Origin of the sequence: Priestia flexa NBRC 15715 (assembly GCF_001591565.1) — a bacterium.
Classification (GTDB): Bacteria; Bacillota; Bacilli; order Bacillales; family Bacillaceae_H; genus Priestia; species Priestia flexa.
Genome location: NZ_BCVD01000064.1, coordinates 1 through 21,120, shown reverse-complemented (window position 1 = coordinate 21,120; position 21,120 = coordinate 1). Strand labels below are relative to the sequence as shown.

Annotated in this window: 21 protein-coding genes; 19 read left to right on the top strand and 2 right to left on the bottom strand. The window is 36.7% G+C overall.

Going from position 1 to position 21,120, the window contains the following annotated elements; genetic code table 11:
• Positions 1-226: 226 nt before the first annotated feature.
• From sodA to phoU, 8 genes are all read left to right on the top strand, one after another.
• Positions 227-835, top strand: a complete 609-nt coding sequence (sodA, locus tag BFL01S_RS11860; RefSeq protein ID WP_025911589.1) for a superoxide dismutase SodA — start codon at positions 227-229, stop codon at positions 833-835.
• 120 nt (positions 836-955) lie between these two features.
• Positions 956-2,236, top strand: a complete 1,281-nt coding sequence (locus BFL01S_RS11855) for an MFS transporter (RefSeq protein WP_025911588.1) — start codon at positions 956-958, stop codon at positions 2,234-2,236.
• Positions 2,237-2,392: 156 nt separating this feature from the next.
• Positions 2,393-4,573, top strand: coding sequence for a peptidoglycan D,D-transpeptidase FtsI family protein (locus tag BFL01S_RS11850; RefSeq protein ID WP_061785794.1), 2,181 nt, complete (start codon positions 2,393-2,395; stop codon positions 4,571-4,573).
• A 261-nt stretch (positions 4,574-4,834) separates the two neighbouring features.
• Entirely contained in the window at positions 4,835-5,785 is a 951-nt protein-coding gene (locus tag BFL01S_RS11845; protein WP_061785793.1) for a PstS family phosphate ABC transporter substrate-binding protein, read from the top strand.
• Between the two features lie 71 nt (positions 5,786-5,856).
• Positions 5,857-6,813, top strand: coding sequence for a phosphate ABC transporter permease subunit PstC (pstC, locus tag BFL01S_RS11840; protein WP_051567222.1), 957 nt, complete (start codon positions 5,857-5,859; stop codon positions 6,811-6,813).
• Between the two features lie 2 nt (positions 6,814-6,815).
• Entirely contained in the window at positions 6,816-7,691 is an 876-nt protein-coding gene (gene pstA, locus BFL01S_RS11835) for a phosphate ABC transporter permease PstA (RefSeq protein WP_174521191.1), read from the top strand.
• A 42-nt stretch (positions 7,692-7,733) separates the two neighbouring features.
• Positions 7,734-8,549: a phosphate ABC transporter ATP-binding protein PstB gene (pstB, locus tag BFL01S_RS11830; RefSeq protein WP_061785792.1), complete on the top strand. Its 816-nt coding sequence runs from the start codon at positions 7,734-7,736 to the stop codon at positions 8,547-8,549.
• A 30-nt stretch (positions 8,550-8,579) separates the two neighbouring features.
• Positions 8,580-9,239 carry a phosphate signaling complex protein PhoU gene (phoU, locus tag BFL01S_RS11825; RefSeq protein WP_025911582.1) on the top strand — a complete coding sequence of 220 codons (660 nt, stop codon included), beginning with the start codon at positions 8,580-8,582 and terminating at the stop codon, positions 9,237-9,239.
• Between the two features lie 36 nt (positions 9,240-9,275).
• Here phoU and BFL01S_RS11820 read toward each other — a convergent pair whose 3' ends face one another.
• Together BFL01S_RS11820 and BFL01S_RS11815 are read right to left on the bottom strand one after the other, a co-directional pair.
• Positions 9,276-9,704: an endolytic transglycosylase MltG gene (locus BFL01S_RS11820; RefSeq protein ID WP_025911580.1), complete on the bottom strand. Its 429-nt coding sequence runs from the start codon at positions 9,702-9,704 to the stop codon at positions 9,276-9,278.
• On the bottom strand, positions 9,697-10,002 hold the full coding sequence (locus BFL01S_RS11815; RefSeq protein ID WP_025911579.1) for a hypothetical protein: 306 nt from the start codon (positions 10,000-10,002) through the stop codon (positions 9,697-9,699). Before BFL01S_RS11815 ends, BFL01S_RS11820 begins: the two co-directional genes overlap by 8 nt.
• Before the next feature lie 128 nt (positions 10,003-10,130).
• Here BFL01S_RS11815 and BFL01S_RS11810 point away from each other — a divergent pair, with 128 nt between their 5' ends.
• The 11 genes from BFL01S_RS11810 (at position 10,131) to BFL01S_RS11765 (ending at position 21,101) form a co-directional block, all read left to right on the top strand.
• Positions 10,131-10,625: a DUF4912 domain-containing protein gene (locus tag BFL01S_RS11810; RefSeq protein ID WP_061785791.1), complete on the top strand. Its 495-nt coding sequence runs from the start codon at positions 10,131-10,133 to the stop codon at positions 10,623-10,625.
• The gene (locus BFL01S_RS11805) at positions 10,618-12,882 is read left to right on the top strand and encodes a glycosyltransferase (RefSeq protein ID WP_061785790.1); all 2,265 of its coding nucleotides are present in this window, start codon (positions 10,618-10,620) and stop codon (positions 12,880-12,882) included. Before BFL01S_RS11810 ends, BFL01S_RS11805 begins: the two co-directional genes overlap by 8 nt.
• Entirely contained in the window at positions 12,879-13,985 is a 1,107-nt protein-coding gene (locus BFL01S_RS11800) for a nucleotidyltransferase family protein (RefSeq protein WP_025911575.1), read from the top strand. Before BFL01S_RS11805 ends, BFL01S_RS11800 begins: the two co-directional genes overlap by 4 nt.
• A gap of 186 nt (positions 13,986-14,171) precedes the next feature.
• Complete coding sequence (gene rpmG / locus BFL01S_RS11795; RefSeq protein ID WP_013059189.1) at positions 14,172-14,321, top strand: 50S ribosomal protein L33; 150 nt, start codon at positions 14,172-14,174, stop codon at positions 14,319-14,321.
• Between the two features lie 60 nt (positions 14,322-14,381).
• On the top strand, positions 14,382-14,954 hold the full coding sequence (locus BFL01S_RS11790; RefSeq protein WP_061785789.1) for a 5-formyltetrahydrofolate cyclo-ligase: 573 nt from the start codon (positions 14,382-14,384) through the stop codon (positions 14,952-14,954).
• Positions 14,941-15,744, top strand: coding sequence for a DUF92 domain-containing protein (locus BFL01S_RS11785; RefSeq protein ID WP_224839991.1), 804 nt, complete (start codon positions 14,941-14,943; stop codon positions 15,742-15,744). Before BFL01S_RS11790 ends, BFL01S_RS11785 begins: the two co-directional genes overlap by 14 nt.
• 45 nt (positions 15,745-15,789) lie before the next feature.
• On the top strand, positions 15,790-15,966 hold the full coding sequence (yqgO, locus tag BFL01S_RS20755) for a protein YqgO (RefSeq protein WP_167556106.1): 177 nt from the start codon (positions 15,790-15,792) through the stop codon (positions 15,964-15,966).
• 129 nt (positions 15,967-16,095) lie between these two features.
• A complete protein-coding gene (locus BFL01S_RS11780; RefSeq protein WP_061785788.1) occupies positions 16,096-17,616 on the top strand; it encodes a rhomboid family protein in 1,521 nt (506 codons plus the stop codon).
• A 116-nt stretch (positions 17,617-17,732) separates the two neighbouring features.
• Complete coding sequence (locus BFL01S_RS11775; protein ID WP_025911569.1) at positions 17,733-17,933, top strand: YqgQ family protein; 201 nt, start codon at positions 17,733-17,735, stop codon at positions 17,931-17,933.
• An 8-nt stretch (positions 17,934-17,941) separates the two neighbouring features.
• Entirely contained in the window at positions 17,942-18,907 is a 966-nt protein-coding gene (locus BFL01S_RS11770; protein WP_025911568.1) for an ROK family glucokinase, read from the top strand.
• Positions 18,908-19,196: 289 nt separating this feature from the next.
• Entirely contained in the window at positions 19,197-21,101 is a 1,905-nt protein-coding gene (locus BFL01S_RS11765) for an LTA synthase family protein (RefSeq protein ID WP_025911566.1), read from the top strand.
• Positions 21,102-21,120 lie beyond the last annotated feature (19 nt).

Sequence of the window (21,120 nt, the reverse complement as noted above, 5' to 3'; positions counted from 1 at the left end):
TACATATTGTTGATTAATCTTTCTTTACAATTGTGAAGAAAGATTTTTTATTTTGTTTTCAAATAAAATTTTACGTTTAAATAGGATAGACAGTGGGAAACAGGTAAATATAAGTGATGATTAAATGCTTTTTCATTGAAAGCGTAGGTTAAATTTGCTAATCTAAAAACATGAGGTGAATTTTCTTTCACCAAATTAGGTACATATTTTAAAGGAGGAATTACCCATGGCTTACGAATTACCACAATTACCTTATGCATATGATGCACTTGAACCACACATCGACAAAGAAACGATGAACATTCACCATACGAAACACCATAACACTTACGTTACAAACTTAAACGCAGCAGTAGAAGGAAAAGCTGATTTAGCTTCTAAAAGTGTTGAAGAGTTAATCTCAAATATGGATGCTGTACCAGAAGATATCCGTACAGCAGTACGTAACAATGGTGGTGGACATGCTAACCACTCATTATTCTGGACAATTCTTTGCCCTAACGGTGGCGGCGAGCCAACAGGCGAGTTAGCAGACGCAATTAGCAGTAAGTTTGGAAGCTTTGACGCATTCAAAGATGCATTCGCTAAAGCAGCAACTACACGCTTCGGTTCTGGCTGGGCTTGGTTAGTTGTAAACAACGGTGAATTAGAAGTAACAAGTACACCAAACCAAGATAGCCCACTAATGGAAGGTAAAACACCAATCCTAGGACTAGACGTTTGGGAGCATGCTTACTACTTAAACTACCAAAACCGTCGTCCAGATTACATTTCAGCATTCTTTAATGTAATTAAATGGGACGAAGTTGCAAAACGCTACGCAGCAGCAAAATAATGAGAGAAAAAACCAGTAAAGCAATTATTGCCTTTACTGGTTTTTTTGTTTTCCAATTCTTTTACATATCTCCTTTTCTTTTTCACACACTAGGGGTAGAAGAGAAAAGGAGTTTTTTATATGCCTTTATTAAAAAAAGTTGTTGGAGATGTAGAAGTTAATAAAGATTTATTGTTATTACTTATCATTGGAGGGCTATATGCTTTAGCCATTTCAATTTCAAATTCATTTGTAAACGTGTATTTATGGAAACAAACAGGAGAGTTTTCTGCTTTAGCGATTTATAATTTAGTCATTGTTATCTTTCAGCCATTAACCTTTATTTTAGCAGGAAGGTGGGCTAAAAAAATTGATCGAGTCGTTGTGCTTCGATTAGGTGTTTCGTTTCTATCTGTTTTCTATATCGTGGTGTTGATGGTAGGCGACCGTGCCGATGAATTTTTAATTCTTCTCGGTGCTCTTTTAGGAATAGGGTATGGATTTTATTGGTTAGCATTTAACGTGTTAACGTTTGAAATTACAGAACCTGATACACGGGACTTTTTCAATGGTTTTCTAGGAGTATTAAATTCGTTTGCTGGAATGATTGGACCTCTAGGAGCGGGCTTTATTATTGCTAGCTTATACGAATACATTGGTTATCGTGTGGTCTTTGGCGTTTCACTCCTAATGTTTGTTTGTGCAGTTGTCCTTAGCTTCTTTTTACAAAGACGTCCAGCTGAGGGCGTATATAAATTTAGAGAAGTACTAAGAGAAAGGAAATACAATCGAGACTGGCGCAGAATCTTATATGCACACGTATTTCAAGGAATTAGAGAAGGGACATTCATTTTCGTGGTGTCAGTATTGGTTTTTATTACAACTGACAGTGAACTCGCACTTGGTACGTTTGGGCTGGTAAATTCAGCTGTAGCTTTTGTTGCGTACTATGTTGCTTCTAGGTTTATTAAACAAAAAGACCGCTTAAAGTTTATTTTGGCAGGTGGAATCCTTCTGTATGGTTCAGTCTTTCTATTGTTGTTTAACTTATCATATACAAACCTCATTTTATATGCGATTTGTATCGCAATCGGCTACCCTATTTTGCTGGTACCGTATATGTCCTTAACGTATGATGTGATTGGTCGAGCTAAAGACATTGTTTCTAAACGTATTGAGTATATTGTTGTTCGAGATGTATTCTTAAATATTGGACGCATTATTTCAATTGGCTCTTTTCTCATTGCTGTGGTCTTTTTTAATGAACAGCAAAGTTTACCCATACTGTTAGCTGTTATCGGCGCAGGACACTGTTGTATTTACTTCTGTGTTCGCAACATTTCTCAACCTACGAACAAACACACCCCTAAGTCGGTTACACAGCCAGCTTTAAATGAAGGAGACGGTGAATCTCCAGCATAATGGGGATAGATAATTACTTTGTACTATAGAAATTAGCACAAAATTCTTTTACAATAGACACAGCATAAATAGACACCTTTAAGGTGTCTATTTATTTGCCAAAATGAAAAAATTATGATGAGATTATATATATGTTGATAAATTGTAGGTGAAGAAATGAAAAAGAAAAATAAACGTAAAAGTCATGTCTCGTTTCGGATGAACATTTTATTTCTAGGCATCTTTGCGCTGTTTTCGGTACTGATATTACGTTTAGGTTTAGTACAAATTGTACATGGGGAAAGTTACCAACGTGAAGTTGAGCGTACCGAGGACGTAACCGTTAATACTCCGGTTCCGCGAGGTAGAATGTACGATCGTTATAATCGTGTGATTGTCGACAATACACCTCTAAATGCGATTACATATACGCGCTTCCAAGGTAACACTGCGGAAGAGCGATTGAAAATCGCTCGACAATTAGCAAAGTTAATTGATGTTCCTTACTCAACGGATGCAATTGATGTACCAGAAAAAACAGTGGATGAAAATGCTGAGGACATTGTAAAAATCACAGAGCGTGATTTAAAAGATTATTGGATTATGCTCAATCCAAAAGAAGCTGAAAAGAAAATCAGTGATAGTGACCGAAGTAAAGTAGAAGCGGGAGAAATGACGGATGAAGAGCTTTATAACCGTCAATTAAGCCGCATTACAAAGCGAGATTTACAAACATTAGCTGATGACTTAGAAGTTTTGGCAATTAAAAGACAAATGGAAGCGGGTTATGCCCAAACTCCTCAAATTATTAAGAAAAACGTAACGCCGGCTGAATTTGCTATTGTTAGTGAAAATTTATCGCAGCTTCCAGGTGTTGATACAACCACTTACTGGGAACGCTATTACCCACAAGGCGGTACGCTTCGTACACTTTTAGGGAATGTATCATCAGCCAATGAAGGTCTTCCAAGAGATAAAGTGGACTACTATCTGTCCAGAGGATACAGTCGTAATGATCAAGTCGGTACGAGCTATCTTGAAAAAGAATACGAATCACAGCTTAAAGGTCAAAAAGAGCAGGTTCAATATATAACGGATCGAAGCGGAAATCTTATCGATACCTTACAATTAACTGAAGGGCAGCGCGGAAGTGATTTAGTGTTAACTATTGATATGGAGCTTCAACAAGCAGTAGAAGAAGCTATTACAAAACAATTAATTGAGAAGAAACAAATGTCTGGTACAAGATTTTTAGACCGAGCGTTTGTTGTTATGATGGATCCGAATACGGGTGAAATCCTAACAATGGCAGGTAAGAGATATACAACGGATTCCAAAACAGGTGCTGCTAAAATTGAAGATTTTGCATTAGGGAATTTATCAACTTCATACACGATGGGCTCTGTAGTAAAAGGGGCTACTGTATTAGCAGGGTTAGATTCTGGTGCAATTACAACTAATACAATCTTTGTCGACGAGCCAATTAAGTTTGCGGGAACGAAAGAAAAGAAATCCTTTAAAAATATGGGACCAATCAATTACTCTACAGCACTAAAACAATCGTCAAACGTATTTATGTTTAAAACGGTTATGGCGATGGCTGATGTGCAGTATCGATATAATGGTTCGTTACCAATTAAAGCAAATACGTTTGCGCAGCTTCGCTCGTACTACAGTCAATTTGGTCTTGGCGTGTCTACTGGTATTGAGCTTGATAATGAAGCGACGGGCTTCCAAGGTGGAAGCAGCATCCCGGGTACAGCTCTTGACTTAGCTATTGGTCAATATGATACGTATACGCCTCTTCAAGTTGTTCAATACGCATCAACAATTGCAAACGGTGGCTATCGTATTAAGCCTCAGATTGTAAAAGAAATTCGGAAACCAACAATTAAAGAAGAAGAAATTGGCGGTGTTGAATACTCGTTCGAAACGCAAGTATTAAACCGAATTACTATGAAGCAGGAATATATTAAAGCTGTACAAAGTGGACTTAAGAGGGTAACTCAAGAGCAAGGTGGAAGTGGATATGCAGCATTTGCAAGCGCTCCTTATAATCCAGCTGGAAAATCTGGTACGGCACAGGCTTATGAGAAAAACCCGAATGGCGGGGATCCAATTGCAATTAATAATTCTACATTTATCGCTTATGCTCCGGCAGATAACCCAGAAGTAGCAATGGCAGTAGTTGTTCCTTCAGCATTCACACCAAGTAGCCCGAATAATATTACAAAAGAACTTGCTCGTGAATCAATGGATTTATACTTTGATTTAAAGCAAAAGGGTGAAAAGGAAGTAGATGAGCAAGAACAACAGCAACAAGTAATTGATGCAGAAGCTACAAATGCAGAAGAATAGCAAAGAAAAAAGGCGCTGAAACCTCAGCGTCTTTTTTTATATGCTCTTTTTTCTTAAGGGAATAACATTTCTAAATATAAGTAGTAAGAACATAGAATAAAATCCAAAAATAAGAAAAAAGACTGTTGTTTTTCCATTGGTTTAAGTAAAAAGACCTTGATTTACGAAAGCTTTACATTTGCTTAAAACGGAATTAATAGTTGGGCTTTAATGTATAGCTTGTAGGACAAAACAACGAAATGTCGTAGGAGGAATTTGAGAATGAAAAGCTTTAAATTTCTAGCAATGTCAGCAGTAATCGGATCATCAGTTGTGCTAGCAGCATGTGGCGGCGGTCAAGGAAGTGACGCTGGTGACTCAGGTGAACAATTAAAAGGAAATGTGGCAATTGACGGTTCATCTACTGTGTATCCAATTATGGAGGCAGTTGGCGAAGAATATATGGCAACTCAGCCTGGAGTTCAAGTATCCGTTGGTTTGTCTGGAACGGGCGGTGGATTTGAAAAATTCACAAAAGGTGAAACGGATTTAAGTAACGCATCTCGTCCAATTAAAGATGAAGAAAAGAAAGCAGCTGAAGAAGGCGGCGTAGACGTTCAAGAGTTTGAACTAGCTTACGACGGACTATCAGTTGTTATCAATAAAGAAAATGATTGGGTTGATCATTTAACAGTTGAAGAACTAGAAAAAATGTGGGTTAACGATGGAAAAGCAAAAAAATGGTCTGATATTCGTGAAGGCTGGCCAGATGAAGAAATTAAATTCTATTCTCCAGGACATGACTCTGGGACATTTGATTACTTTGATGAAGTAATTTTAGATGGAAAAGAAATTACAGAGTCTGCAACATTATCAGAGGATGATAACGTGTTGGTAAACGGTGTAACGGGTGATAAAAACGCAATTGGTTACTTCGGTTACGCGTATTACTCTGAAAACAAAGATAAGTTAAAAGTTGTACCAATTGATGGTGGAAACGGTCCAGTGGAACCAACAAAAGAGACGGTTATGAGCGGTGAATACGCACCATTATCTCGTCCGCTATTTACTTATGCAAGTGTTGGAGCACTAAAAGATAAAGAGCAAGTATATGACTATGTTAAATTTACGCTTGAAAATGCAGGAGAGCTTGCTGAAGAAGTAGGTTATGTGAGCTTAAAAGATGAAGAATATGACGAGCAGTTAAAAACGCTTGAAGGTTTAAAGAAATAGACAAATGAAGATGAGGAGCAGAGCAACGCTTGCTTCTCATCTTTCCATGCGATGGAAGGGAGTTTACTACATTGGCTTTAGCGAATAATGGCAACACTAAGAAGGGTTCCATTCGAGAATTAATAAAGCAAAATAAATCAAAAAAAGGCGCATCAATGATTATAGAGAAAGTGATGCCAATTTTGCTTTTCTGTACGGCTGCTGTATCCGCATTAACAACCGTGGGGATTTTGTTCACATTAATTTTTGAAACAATTATGTTCTTTGAAAGAGTATCTTTTGTTGAGTTTATTACGGGTCAAAAATGGCTTCCGTTTATTGAGAAAGCAGGCAACTTTGGAGTTTTACCACTTGTTACGGGAACGCTATTGATTACTGTAATTGCAATGGTCGTTGCTATTCCAGTTGGATTAGCAGCAGCAATTTTTTTGAGTGAGTACGCGTCGGATCGAACAAGACGTATTATTAAACCGATTTTAGAAGTATTAGCAGGTATCCCAACAATTGTATATGGATTCTTTGCTTTAACATTTGTTACACCGCTTTTAAAAGATGTTATTCCAGATTTAGGGTTATTTAATGCTTTAAGTCCAGGTATTGTAGTTGGTGTCATGATTATTCCTATGATTGCTTCTCTATCAGAAGATGCAATGAGTTCTGTACCTCAATCAATGAGAGAAGGAGCTTTAGCTTTAGGAGCAACACGTTTAGAGGTGGCATTAAAAGTGGTGTTACCAGCAGCTCTGTCAGGAATTATCGCATCGTTTGTACTCGGTATTTCGCGTGCAATTGGTGAAACGATGATTGTTACAGTAGCTGGTGGAGCTACGCCGACAATGGCACTAGACGTAACGGGTTCAATTCAAACGATGACTGCGTATATCGTTCAGGTTGCAACGGGAGATGCAGGGTATGGAACGACTGTTTATTACAGTATCTATGCTGTGGGAATGACGTTATTCGTCTTTACACTCATTATGAACCTACTAGCTCAGTTTATTACAAAGCGATTTAGGGAGGAGTACTAATTATGTACGTGGATCGCGAGCAAGTACAACAACGTATGCATGGGCGATTATTAAAAAATAGTATTTTAAGGTTCATTTTTTTCTGTGCAACGATTTTTGGATTAGCAGTTCTGGGTATGCTTTTATATCGGGTATTGACTCAAGGATTAGGCTGGCTTGATGCAGGTTTTTTACAAAACTTTGCATCGAGAAGACCAGAAGATGCTGGAATTAAAGCGGCACTAGTTGGCTCCTTATGGCTGATGGCTGTCATTGCACCAGTATCATTGATTTTAGGAGTAGGAACAGCGCTTTATTTGGAAGAGTACGCAAAGAAAAATAAATTTAATGATTTCATTAAATTAAACATTTCTAACTTAGCAGGTGTACCTTCAATTGTGTTTGGATTATTGGGATTAACCATTTTTGTTCGTGAGTTATCGTTAGGAAGAAGTATTTTAGCAGCTGGATTAACAATGAGTTTGTTAATCTTACCGGTTATTGTAGTAGCGGCACAGGAAGCCATTAGGTCAGTGCCAACTCATTTACGTGAAGCTTCGTTTGGAATGGGAGCAACTAAGTGGCAAACGATTTACCGTGTGGTACTGCCGGCAGCAATCCCTGGTATTTTAACAGGAAGCATTTTAGCTTTATCAAGAGCGGTAGGGGAAACAGCACCGCTTGTAGTAGTTGGTTTGCCTACATTCATTGCCTTCTTGCCAGCTGGTGTATTAGATACCGCAACGGCTTTACCGATGCAAATTTATAACTGGACGAGTCGACCGCAAGCAGACTTCCAAAGCGTAGCAGCAGCAGGAATTATCGTGTTATTAGTGTTCTTAATTGTAATGAACTCCATTGCTGTATTTATTCGTAACAAATTTCAAAAGCGTTATTAAGCTTAATTGAATGATGATAGTAGGATGAAGGAGGAGCTTTCCATGACAATCACAATCGATCAAAAAATGACAGAGGAAAATATAAATCCCATTAACAAACCAAAAGAAATTGTTTATAAAACAAAAGGTTTAAACTTATGGTACGGAGAAAATCAAGCGTTAAAAAACATTGATTTAGATATTCATGAAAATGAAGTAACAGCCATTATTGGTCCATCAGGATGCGGGAAATCTACGTATATTAAAACGTTAAATCGAATGGTTGAAATGAGTCCAATTGTAAAAACGTCTGGTGAAATTGAATATCGTGGACAAAATATCTTTAATAAGTCATATCGAGTAGAAGAGCTTCGTACACAAGTAGGAATGGTTTTTCAAAAGCCAAACCCATTCCCAAAATCAATTTATGATAATATAGCTTATGGACCACGTATTCACGGCATTCGCAATAAAAAAATTTTAGATGAAATTGTGGAAAAAAGCCTACGCGGTGCGGCAATTTGGGACGAAGTAAAGGACCGCTTAAATCAAAATGCTTATGGTTTATCAGGTGGTCAACAGCAGCGTTTATGCATTGCTAGATGTTTGGCAATTGAACCAGACGTAATCTTAATGGATGAACCAACGTCTGCTCTTGATCCAATCTCAACGTTAAAAGTGGAAGAGCTTGTTCAAGAACTGAAGAAGGAATTCAGTATCATTATCGTAACGCATAATATGCAGCAGGCTGCACGTATTTCAGATAAAACAGCATTTTTCTTAAATGGAGAAGTTGTTGAGTTTGCAGAGACTGATCGAATTTTCTCAAACCCATCTGATAGACGAACAGAAGACTATATTACAGGACGTTTTGGTTAATAGTTGATCAATTAAGAGGAGATGGACTACATGGTTGTACGTGAAAAGTTTCATGCTGATTTAAAAATTTTACGTGAAAAGCTTTTAGAGATTGGTCGGTTAACAGAAGAAGCGTTAGCAAAAGCTATTGAAGCTTTACAAACGCAAAATGTGGATTTAGCGCTAGAGATTATTGATGGTGACACGGAAATTGATCAACTTGAAGAAGAGATTAATGACTTAGCTATTCTATTGCTTGCAAAACAGCAGCCAGTTGCCACTGATTTAAGAAGAGTTATTGTAGCTATTAAGATTGCTTCTGACGTTGAGCGTATGGCAGACTTTGCAGTGAACATCGCTAAATCAGCAATTCGAATTGGAAAAGAAGACTTAATTAAGCCGCTAGAGCATGTGAAAAAGATGCATGCTATTTCAATTGAAATGCTTAGCTTGTCATTAAAGGCATATCATGAAGAGGACCTAACCCTTGCTAAAAAAGTTGCTGAAATGGATGATGAAGTAGATGAGCTTTACGGAATTACCATTAAAGAGCTGCTTAACCTTGCGAAAGAAAAGCAAGAAGCTATGAATCAAATTACGCAGCTGTTATTTATTGCTCGTTACTTGGAAAGAATGGCAGATCATACAACAAACGTAGCAGAAAGCGTATTTTACTTAGTAAAAGGAAAACGCTATGACTTAAATGAATAACAAAATAAGAAGCGCTCAGCTAATGCTGGGCGCTTCTTATTTTGTTAAAGTGTTAACAATTTGCTCTAAACTCATATTCGATGTAAGCGTATAGGTACCAACTTGGAATTTTGTGCTCGCATTTTTTTGAGCAACGAGATTCTCAAATTCATCAGTCGAATCAATAATATGATTGTTTACTAATGTATGTGCAATATCTAAACTAGACATTCCTGCTTTTATAGAGATTGATACTTCACTTGTTTTAGATTTAGTCTCTTGCTTCTCAAAAGCAGGTTTTAATGAATCTTCGTATTCTTTCTTTTTAATTAATACATACTGGTGGTCCTCTGCATAAGCATGTAGATCAGCATCGCTAATTTTCAAAGAAGTAGCGTTTTTCTCTTGAATAACATAAACGACAGCTAAAATTGAAGTGGCTGTTAATATCCCAATAGCAAATCCTCGTATCGTTAAACTATTCATGGCGATTTACTCCTTGTACGTTAAGCAGTCGTTTTACGTCTTCTTTATGAAGATGCTGCTGGTTTGGAGGTAGAGCATTAGCATGGGCCGAATGAGTTGCTGTGTCAGGATCTTCGTCAGATAATAAGGCTTCTTCTAATAAATCTAAGCGCTTAGTGGTTTGATATTGATCTTGTAGAACAGTCAATGAAAGGTGCTCTAGCTGTTTTTCTACAGACTGTATTTTTGTTTCCTTTAAAAAAGAAAATAAAAGTAAAAATAGGGAAAGTGCAATTAGGGTAATAAAAGCATATAACATGTGGTTCACCTCTTACAAAAGATAAAATCAATCTATGATACCATAAATCGACAAATTGTGTTTATTGTTACAGTTTTTTCTTAGTGGTAATATGACAATAAGTATATCTTAAGTAAAGTGGTGAGGCTTTGAAGACAAAAGTAAATGAATTGGATGTATGTGTTGTAAATCGAGTAAACGCTTCAGCTTTGTATGTACATTGGTCTTTTTCTGACGCTATTCAGGAAATGGTGGAAAAGATGTATCAAAAGAAATGGAATGATCTGTCATTTGCTCTATGTATTTATGATGTAACCGGTCTTAGCGTCACATTTGATGGGCATCAATCAAAGCGTCATACGCTTTTAGAGGTGTACAGCAATCAGACAGAAGCATTCTTAAAAGATATGGATACGAACTGTACATATGTTGTAGATGTGGGCGTATACGAACACCATTTCTTTGCACTGATACGTTCAAGTAGAGTTCAGCTGGGAACAAGTATAGAACCTAAGCAATTGGATCAAACGAAGTGGTCCTGGAGTGAAAATGCACCGCAAACGGATTATGTTCATGATGACTGCTTTAGCACGTATTCTTATTATACAAATGAGTGGAACAAGGTGAATCAAAGTGATGAATGACTTTAATTGCCTAATAATTAATATGGAAGACCCAGTCTATGACATGGTTCATTGGAGTGAAGCGAATGAAAAAGCATTATTTGAGCATTTAGTTAGAAAGTATCTCCCACTTGTACATTACATTCAAAATAATGGGTTAAAAGGTGCTTCAATTATTCTCTCTTCTTTAATTTTAGGAATTTTGGATCATAATGGCTTTAATCAACGATTTAATCACTTCATACAACGTCAAGGTCAATTTGTTGATACTCTGAAGCAGTGGGATGGAAGATTGCTTGACGCGTTAAAGTATTATCAGGATGAACAAATTATAGAGTGTATAGCAATACCTATAACTACGAGGTGTCCATCCCTATTAAAAACATCTAAAGGATACCATTTACAGATTAGCCTTGCAATTGAGCTATTTAATAAATACCTGGGGCAAAGGCCTAAAGGGTTTTACTTGCCAAATGGAGATTATACGTATGAACTTGATAAGTTATTGAAAGCGCATAACGTTGAATATAGTTGTATTGAGGTACAGCACGACTACGGAGTCAATCTGTATACTTCATCAAGCGGTATATTCCTTCTTAAGCATGACGCGCTATTACCTGTCATTTCAAAAAGTGACACAGGTTTACGAAGTTTAAAGGATGGAAAGCTACTATATCAATGTGTAAAAGATATAAACAATCAACAGAAATTAGTGAAGATTTCACCTAAGCATGAGTCATCTAGATATAATCAACCAATCACAGAGGAAAACAGCTGGTTTTATAAGACTATGCAGCAGACAGAAGTAAAGTTAAGCAAGGTTAATAATAAACTGCATAAACTTGAGAGGAAAAAAGAATTAGCGCATACATGGATTATCTTGGCGTCTAGCGAGTGGTTAATTCACTCCAAAGATGACTATAACCGGCAGTTAAAATTATTTAACCAGTTATGTCATGTTGAAGAACAAAAAGTAATGAAGAATGAATATTTACAATGGGTTCCCGATGTGGTGAAAGAATGCGGGATTGCTTATAAAGAGACCAAGAAAGATATCTCTTTATATTTACCGGGAAATATGTCGATTTTAATGCTAGCTTGGGAATATCCACCCCTTGTTATCGGAGGGTTAGCTCGACATGTTTTTGATTTATCCAGAGCTTTGGCGAAATCTGGCCACTATGTGGTCGTTATTACCGCATTTGTAGAAGGGCTACCTTTGTATGAATGTATGTATGGTGTTCATGTCTATCGAGTAAAAAGTTTGCAACCTCATCATGCTGACTTTCTTACGTGGGTAAATAGTTTAAACGTAGCGATGGCATTAGAAGGTATTCGTTTAGCAGCAGCTACGCCGTTTCAAGTAATTCATGCTCATGATTGGTTGGTTGGTACAGCAGCACAGGGTATCGCTAGCCATGTGAAAAAACCGCTCATTACAACAATACATGCAACAGAGCATGGACGGAATAATGGCATTCATAATGAAATGCAGCAAAGAATTCACCAGCGTGAAGAAGAGCTTGTTCATGAGTCCACAGCCATTATTGTATGCAGTACCTATATGAAAAAAGAAATAATGGAATTGTTTAATATAGAGCCAGAGCGCATTTCAATTTTTCCAAACGGCATTGATCAGCACATGGTTGCTCGTGTCGTTAATCGTTCAAAAGAAGTAGCGGTCAAAGGAAAGTTTAAGCTGCGAAATGCACCTATCTTCTTTTCAATTGGTCGCATTGTTTATGAAAAAGGCTTTCAGCTTTTAATTCAAGCTGCAGAATACTTTAAACAGGTAGATATTGATATTCAGTTCATTATTGCGGGTAAAGGGCCCCTCTTGCATGAATTTCAACAACAAATTAAAAATCGAAACCTAGATCAGTATATTAAATTTATTGGCTATATTACGGATGAAGAACGAAACTGCTTGCTACACTTAAGTACCGGAGTAATCTTCCCAAGTCTTTATGAACCATTTGGTATTGTAGCATTAGAAGGAATGGTAGCGAAAAAACCTACAATTGTTTCTGAAACGGGTGGTTTAAAAGATATCGTTAATCATAGGGTAACCGGACTTACGTTCAAACCTGGGGTTGTCGAAGAGTTAATTCATTGCGTTTTCACTGTGATCACAGATTCACAACTGATTCAAGAAATTAGTGAAAAAGGGTATGTTGAGGCAACTACGATGTTTAGTTGGGAACAAATTGCACTGGATACAAGCGCATTGTTTCAAGATCAAATCAAACAGAGTAAAAGGAGGAAGGAAAAGCGTTGAAAGCCATTATACTTGCTGGTGGTAGAGGAACGCGTTTACAGCCGTTAACAAACGACGTTCCAAAACCGATGCTTCCACTCTATGAATATCCTGTTATCGAATATATAGTTGAACTCTTAAAAAAGTATGGAATTAATGAAATTGGCATTACGCTACAGTATCTACCCGAACAGATTATGAATTACTTTGGAGATGGAAAGAAGTGGGGGGTCTCAATTACTTATTTTATTGAAGAGATGCCTCTTGGAACAGCGGGGGGAGTCAAAAAAGCAGATTGGTTTATTGAAGAAGAATGCATCATCATTAGTGGCGATGCTGTAACGGATTTAAATCTAGCTAACGTCATTGCGTTTCATCGTCAACATCAAAGTGAAATGACAATTGTGACAAAGCTTGTGCCAGATGTTACACATTACGGACTCGTATCTGCGAATGACAAAAATGAGGTCACGCGTTTTATTGAAAAGCCAAAGCAATACGAAGCAACTGGAAACTTAATTAATACTGGTATTTATGTAATTCATAAATCAATTTTAAACAGTATTAGCCGTGAAGGAGCAGTTGACTTTAGCTTTGATGTTATTCCCGCACTGTTAAAGAATAATCGTAAAGTCTATCATTATACAACCGCAAACTATTGGATTGATATCGGGCAGCTTCATCATTATAGGCAGGCACATTATGATTTATATGAAAAATTGTTTGGTTCTAATAGTTTGAACCATATTTCAGACACTGCTGTTATTGCAGAGGATGTGAAGGTCATTCCTCCTGTTTATATTGGAGAAGAGGTACAAATCAGATCGGGATGTACAATTGGTCCGTGGGCTGTTATCGGGAAAAACAGTCACATTAATAGTAACGCAACAATTCGAAAAAGTGTTTTGATGAATGATGTTATTGTAAAAAAGAACTGCTTTTTATATGATGTTGCGTTGGAACACGGGATGATTCTTGAAAGAGAAAGTGTTCTTTTAAACGATAAAGCCGAAAGCGGAGCCGTCGCGCGTGTGTTTGATGTGAAGACTAAGCCTCTTTTTAGTATCGCAAAGTTTATGAATCAATTTTCACTTAGAGTGCAAAAACAAAAGAAAGAATTTTAGAAAAATAATCCTTATAAGGAATTTATTAGTTGAAAAATACTCGCTTTACCTTGTATTAGAGATGAAAAGAAATAATATAATCAAAAATTAACTGTGTTAGTTAGAAAAACAGACTGGCATTCCGAAGTAAAAAATGATATTATAGTAAAGTCTGATTTATGTTTATAATGTTTGGAGGGAAAATAGATGCGCGTAAACGTTACATTAGCTTGTACTGAAACTGGTGATCGTAACTACATCACAACTAAAAATAAGCGTAACAACCCAGATCGTCTTGAGTTGAAAAAATATAGCCCAAGACTTAAAAAAGTAACACTTCACCGTGAAACTAAGTAAGCAGTAGGAGAATATTCCTGCTGTTTTTTTTATATAAATATCAGTGTGAGGAGTGGAAAGATGAATAAAGCGGACATGCGACGTAAAATGAAGCAGACGTTATTAAGCTTATCGACAGCAGGTACATACAATGCAAAATCCATGTTGATTACAAAGCGGCTCTTAGATACTACCTGGTGGAAAGATGCTGATGTAATTGCAATAACGATTTCTAGAGGACAAGAAGTAGATACAAAACGACTAATTGAAACAGCTTGGTCTCAAGGAAAAACTATCGCTGTTCCAAAGTGCATTTCCGAGCAAAATGAAATGATTTTTCGGAAAATTACATCTTTCTCTCAGCTAGAAGTTGTATATTTTAATTTGCAGGAACCAATTGAATTACAAACAGAGCTTATTAAAAAGAGTGAAATTGATCTCATTCTTGTACCAGGTGTCGTATTTAGTTCAAATGGTTATCGAATTGGATATGGAGGAGGCTATTATGATCGCTTTCTCGTCGATTATGAACAAATGAAGGTAAGCTTGGCTTTTCATGAACAAATCGTACAACGTGTACCGGTTGAATCCCATGATATCCCGGTGGACGCTATTATTACAGATGAGGAGATTATACATTGTGCTCATAAATAGTTTTCTTATTTATGTAATCATTTGTTTTGTATCCTTTATAGGATATGTACTTCGTGTTTTGTCAAGGTCAGGTGCCATTATGGCTGCTGCTGTTGGTATTAGCATTTATATTGGTTTTGAATTAAAAGGTCTATTACTGTTAGGGATGTTTTTTGGAACATCTACGTTTTTTAGTCAATATAAAAAAGTCAAAAAGAAACTAGTGGAAGAAAAAGTAGCTAAGCATGATCAGCGTGATCATATACAGGTAGCTGCAAATGGTGGGGTTGCAGCGCTGAGTGCTCTTTTATTCTTTAGCTTTGAATCTCACGTCTTTTTAATGATGTTTGCCGTTAGTTTAGCAGCGGCTAATGCCGATACGTGGGCTTCTGAAATTGGCGTATTAAGTAAAAAAAAACCAGTCTTTATTTTAACCTTTAAACAGGTAGATCCAGGAACGTCAGGAGCCATTTCGATACTTGGAACAGCAGCGAGTATCGGTGGATCTTTGATTATTGCAGCTACTGCTTTCTATGCTTTTCCCGAGTTATCAATTATAGAGTGCTTATTTATTAGTATGTTTGGCTTTTTAGGAAACCTTATTGATACGTTTTTAGGAGCGACAATTCAGCTAAGATACCGCTGTTCGGTCTGTTTTTTGCAAACTGAAAAAGAACAGCACTGTGGGATTCCAACTCTTTATGAAAAGGGATGGAATTACTGCAATAATGACGCTGTTAACTTGTTATCCGTTATGTTTGCTACAATTCTTGGAGGGATTTTTTTTATCTTATGTAAAGCCACGGGATAAAGTAGGTTAAACTGTGCATGCTAAATCGTAAGGAGGTTTAGCGAAATGAAACGTTTTATAGGATGGCTTAGTGTACTTTTAATCGGTTATGTTGTATATCAAATAAGATATCGTTTAGTTAACGTGTTTTTTCGTAATTCGTTTTTACGTAGCTTAGCAGTTCGTTCATTTTTTAATATGCCTTACGTGCGGGAGCGTTTAATGAATCAAGTGTTTCGCTAAATGCAACGCATAATAAAAGCACTTTATAAGTCCACTTATAAAGTGCTTTTATTATGCAGAGAAAAGATTGATTTTTTAAGGGTTTTTTGCGATGGTAATAAAGAGAAAATAATAGGGGGTGCATAATGGATGTCAGCCATGCAAGATTATTATTATTGGTCCTTGGTTCATGCAGTACAACATAATAAAGAATGTTCGATTATACATACGAATCGTGATGGAACAGAAGTGTGGTTTGATTGTAAAGTACACGGTGAAAAAACAACGTTTCGAGTGGCGCGTAAAAGCTTTAGCTGGGAGAACGATCTTCAAAAAGATCAAGTGCTAGCGTTCGAGCGTGCTGAGGGACTACGAAAGCAACGGTTTCAGCGTAGAATAATCTTTCATAATATATACATAATAGATTTTGAACCTTTGCAATACGATGGAAGAGAGCAAAAAGATCTTCAGTTAAAAAAGGTGAAGGTGAAATTAGAAAGGTATGTGGGAGAGCAAGTTTATGAAATAGAGTCGCTATTTTCACATTTAGACTTAGCAGTACCAAATGTTGAAGGGTATTCAGAAGAACAATTTCTTCATCAAGCTCATCAAATACGCTATGAAGTGTTAAGTCAGATGAATACAGAGCGTAAAGAAGAAGAGAGGTTGTTTCAATATGGAAAGCCTTTCTTTACATACATTTTTCTTGTTGCTCAAATTTTAATGTTTCTATTTTTAGAGTGGAAAGGAAGTAGCGAAGATCCGTTAACTCTCATTGAGTATGGTGCAAAGTACAATCCTCTTATTTTAGAGGGAGAGTGGTGGCGTTTCTTTACGCCAATCATTATACATATTGGTGTTTTTCATCTATTAATGAACAGCTTAGCTCTTTATTATTTAGGAACGTTAGTAGAAAGAATGTATGGTAGCGCACGCTTTTTGTTCATCTATATAGCAGCAGGCTTTGCAGGCGTTTTAGGAAGCTTTGTATGGACTTCAAACTTATCAGCAGGAGCTTCAGGCGCAATATTTGGCTGCTTTGGTGCGCTACTTTTTTTAGCACGTACAAATCCAAGAGTCTTCTTTCGGACAATTGGTTATAATGTGTTAGCTCTTATCGTCATTAACCTTATCTTTGGTTTAGTAGTACCAGGAATTGATAATGCAGGACATATCGGTGGGCTTGTTGGTGGATTCTTAGCTGCCAGCATTGTTAGTTTGCCGAAAAAACCAAAGTTATACGTACAGATACCAGCATTTGTATCAACCGTATTGCTCGTACTGGGCTTGTTATACTATGGTTTTTCTATTCGAACAACAACAGCAGACGAGCCCTACGCTCTCAGCTTAGCAAGCGAGTATATTAAACAAAAAAAATATGAAGTAGCAATTAAATCGTTAGATAGCTTTGTAGAACGGGATACAAACAATGCATTGATTTACTATTTAAGAGGATATGCTTACACTGAGCTAAAAGAATATGAACGAGCGGAACAAGAGCTAAAAGAATCTGTGAGGTTAGACTCTAACTTTCATGAAGGCTACTACTACTTAGCTCTATTGAATGCAGAGTTAAATCATGTGGATGAAGCGAAGGAAAACGTAGAAAAGGCATTAGAAATAGAACCAGCTAACAAAGAATATCAAGATTTACAACGGAAATTAAATTGATAAAAATAGACAGAGTACTTAAGATTTTCTGCTTTACTATTGTGAGAACGTTTACTAAAATAAACTAGATAGGATTAAATGGTCTCATTATTTTATGACTATATGCAGGTGAAGAGATGAACACGTTATACGATGTGCAACAACTTTTAAAATCGTTTGGAATTGTTATATATATTGGTAATCGTCAAGCTGATATAGAGTTAATGGAAACAGAGATACGAGAGCTATATCAATCAAAGTTGATTGAAACACAAGATTATCAAATGGCAATTTTATTACTTAGACAAGAATTACAAAAACAAAAGGAAAAAGGATGAGTAAAAAAATGGATGATAAATGGTTAGTTGGTGTTGACTTAGGCGGTACAACAATTAAGATGGCTTTTGTTAATCAATACGGAGAAGTGATTCATAAATGGGAAATTCCAACGGATATTAGCGAACAAGGGCGAAAAATCCCAACGGATATTGCAAAAGCAATCGACAAAGAAGTCGTGAACTTAGGAGAAAGCAAGTCGAAACTTATGGGGATTGGTATCGGTGCTCCAGGTCCAGTGAATTTTGCAAACGGTTCGATTGAAGTAGCAGTTAACTTAGGTTGGGAAAAATTCCCTATTAAAGATATTCTAGAAGTGGAAACTTCTTTGCCTGTAGTAGTGGACAATGATGCAAACATTGCGGCAATTGGTGAAATGTGGAAAGGTGCAGGAGACGGAGCGAAAGATTTACTATGCGTAACGCTTGGAACAGGTGTAGGAGGAGGGGTTATTGCAAACGGTGAAATCGTTCAAGGAGTAAACGGTGCGGCTGGTGAAATTGGACATATTACATCGGTGCCTGAGGGTGGAGCGCCATGTAACTGTGGGAAAACAGGCTGTTTAGAAACAATTGCTTCTGCAACAGGTGTTGTTCGATTAGCGATGGAAGCAGTGGTGAATACGGATAAGTCAAGCACCCTTCGTACACTTCTAGATGAGCATGATCAAATTACTGCTAAAGACGTTTTTGATGCTGCCCGTGCAAACGATGAATTAGCTGGAGAAGTGGTTGACAAAGTGGCGTTTCATTTAGGACTAGCACTTGCAAATTCGGCTAACGCATTGAACCCCGAGAAAATTGTCCTTGGAGGCGGTGTATCACGTGCAGGAGATGTGTTGCTCGATCCAGTGAAGTCTTACTTTAAAAAGTTTGCGTTCCCAAGAGTAGCTGAAGGAGCAGAGTTGGCAATTGCTACACTTGGTAATGATGCAGGAATTATTGGTGGGGCATGGTTAGTTAAAACATATGTATAAATAGGCGTAAACTAAAAAAAGAGAATGGTAGACGGTTCTACCACTCTCTTTTTTATGTAAAATAAAAGAAGGATTATCTTATCTCTTTGGTAAATTATCTTAATTATGTTTTTTGAAACTTTTTAGAAGAAAAAACGTAGAAAAAGAGAAGTATCTAATCTGATTATAACATTTCAATTATAAAGGTAATATGTTATAAATTATTTGCTTTTTTGTAAAAAAAACATTAAGATTAGGGTCGTTATATGACATTTACGGTGTCTGAAAACAGTGGATAAGGAGGTCCTTGATGAAAGACAAAATTTCATTGTCAAAGTTGTCGTTTATTCTTACTGCTGTCGTTTTGCTTTGGATAAAAACATATATTGTTTATAAAACACAGTTTGATATTACAATTGAGAATTCGACACAAGAGTTTCTATTGTTTATAAACCCACTGAGCTTTTTATTGCTTATTCTAGGGGCAGGTTTATTCTTTAAAACACGTAAAGGAGCTAAGGCTTACGTTTTAACTACTAGTTTCATAGTTTCCTTTATTTTATTTGCAAACGTAATGTTCTATCGTTTCTTTAATGATTTCTTAACGTTACCCGTTCTTTTTCAAACAAGTAACATGGGAGACTTAGGAAATAGTGCGTTTGAGTTGTTTAAATTGACGGATGTTTTAATGTTCGTAGACGTAATTTTCCTAGCAGTCCTTGCTTCTTTATTTAAAGCAAACAATAAAGTAGACGAGCCGACTACTCGTAAAACAAGGTTTGCTTTTTATATTGCAGTGGTGGCCGTATTTATTTCAAACTTGGCTTTAGCTGAAACAGAACGTCCAGAACTATTAACTCGTGCATTTGATCGTGAAATGCTGGTGAAAAATATCGGTACGTACAACTATCATATTTACGATATTGTACTGCAGTCAAAGACAAAAGCCCAACGAGCATTTGCTGATAGTAGCGAATTTGTTGAAACAGAAAATTATTTAAAAGCAAATCAAAAAGAGCCAAACCCTGATATGTTTGGAAAAGCAAAAGGGAAAAACGTAATTGTTGTTTCACTAGAGTCTACTCAAAGTTTTGTTGTAAATAATACGATAAACGGTGAAGAAGTTACGCCGTTTTTGAATGACTTTATTGAAGAGAGCTATTACTTTGATAATTTCTATCACCAAACAGGACAAGGAAAGACTGCTGATAGTGAGTTCTTATTAGACAATTCACTGTACCCACTAGGGCGTGGATCGGTATTCTTTACGCATGGAACTAATGAATTTAATGCAACGCCTGAAATATTAAAAGAAGAAGGTTACTATTCTGCTGTTTTCCACGCAAATAACAGTAGCTTCTGGAACCGAGATATTGTATACCCTAACTTTGGTTACGATCGATTCTTTAATATTAATGATTACAACGTAACAGATGAAAATTCTGTAGGATGGGGCTTAAAGGACAAGGAATTCTTTGAACAATCTGTGGAACACATGAAAACATTACCACAGCCTTTTTATTCAAAATTCATTACGTTAACAAACCACTTCCCATTTGAGCTAGATGAAGAAGATCGAATGGTTGATGAGTATGATTCAAACAGTCGCACGTTAAATCGCTACTTCCCAACATTACGTTATCAAGATGAAGCGTTTAAACAATTTATTCAAAAGTTAAAAGACGAAGGATTGTATGAGGATTCAATTATCGTTGTATATGGTGACCACTATGGTATTTCACAAAACCATAACGCAGCAATGGAAAAATATCTAGGAAAAGAAGTAACGCCTTATGTATGGACACAGCTACAGCGAGTGCCTATGGCGATTCATATTCCTGGAGAAACTGATAATAAAACAATCTCAAAAGTTTCAGGCCAAGTTGATTTAAAACCAACTATTTTACACTTATTAGGTATAACTACGGATAATCACGTTCAATTTGGAACAGATATGTTTTCCGAGGATAAGTTAGACTTTACTGTCCTTCGTGACGGAAGTTTTATTACAGATAAGTACGTGTATACTAGTGATAAATGTTACGATAAGTCTACTGAGCAGGAAACAGATAGAAGTAACTGTGAACCTTATATGGAAAAAGCAAAGCAAGAGTTAGATTACTCCGACCAGATTGTATATGGAGATCTTCTACGTTTCTATGATGGAACAACTTATCGTCCAGATAAAAAGCAAGAAGAAACTGATAAGAAATAAGAAAAAAGAGACTGAGACA

Bases quoted from the DNA above. Each gene is read 5' to 3' on its own strand.
- sodA (WP_025911589.1), top strand. From the start codon at position 227: ATGGCTTACGAATTACCACAATTACCTTATGCATATGATGCACTTGAA.
- BFL01S_RS11855 (WP_025911588.1), top strand. From the start codon at position 956: ATGCCTTTATTAAAAAAAGTTGTTGGAGATGTAGAAGTTAATAAAGAT.
- BFL01S_RS11850 (WP_061785794.1), top strand. From the start codon at position 2,393: ATGAAAAAGAAAAATAAACGTAAAAGTCATGTCTCGTTTCGGATGAAC.
- BFL01S_RS11845 (WP_061785793.1), top strand. From the start codon at position 4,835: ATGAAAAGCTTTAAATTTCTAGCAATGTCAGCAGTAATCGGATCATCA.
- pstA (WP_174521191.1), top strand. From the start codon at position 6,816: ATGTACGTGGATCGCGAGCAAGTACAACAACGTATGCATGGGCGATTA.
- pstB (WP_061785792.1), top strand. From the start codon at position 7,734: ATGACAATCACAATCGATCAAAAAATGACAGAGGAAAATATAAATCCC.
- phoU (WP_025911582.1), top strand. From the start codon at position 8,580: ATGGTTGTACGTGAAAAGTTTCATGCTGATTTAAAAATTTTACGTGAA.
- BFL01S_RS11820 (WP_025911580.1), bottom strand. From the start codon at position 9,704: ATGAATAGTTTAACGATACGAGGATTTGCTATTGGGATATTAACAGCC.
- BFL01S_RS11815 (WP_025911579.1), bottom strand. From the start codon at position 10,002: ATGTTATATGCTTTTATTACCCTAATTGCACTTTCCCTATTTTTACTT.
- BFL01S_RS11805 (WP_061785790.1), top strand. From the start codon at position 10,618: ATGAATGACTTTAATTGCCTAATAATTAATATGGAAGACCCAGTCTAT.
- rpmG (WP_013059189.1), top strand. From the start codon at position 14,172: ATGCGCGTAAACGTTACATTAGCTTGTACTGAAACTGGTGATCGTAAC.
- BFL01S_RS11790 (WP_061785789.1), top strand. From the start codon at position 14,382: ATGAATAAAGCGGACATGCGACGTAAAATGAAGCAGACGTTATTAAGC.
- yqgO (WP_167556106.1), top strand. From the start codon at position 15,790: ATGAAACGTTTTATAGGATGGCTTAGTGTACTTTTAATCGGTTATGTT.
- BFL01S_RS11780 (WP_061785788.1), top strand. From the start codon at position 16,096: ATGTCAGCCATGCAAGATTATTATTATTGGTCCTTGGTTCATGCAGTA.
- BFL01S_RS11775 (WP_025911569.1), top strand. From the start codon at position 17,733: ATGAACACGTTATACGATGTGCAACAACTTTTAAAATCGTTTGGAATT.
- BFL01S_RS11770 (WP_025911568.1), top strand. From the start codon at position 17,942: ATGGATGATAAATGGTTAGTTGGTGTTGACTTAGGCGGTACAACAATT.
- BFL01S_RS11765 (WP_025911566.1), top strand. From the start codon at position 19,197: ATGAAAGACAAAATTTCATTGTCAAAGTTGTCGTTTATTCTTACTGCT.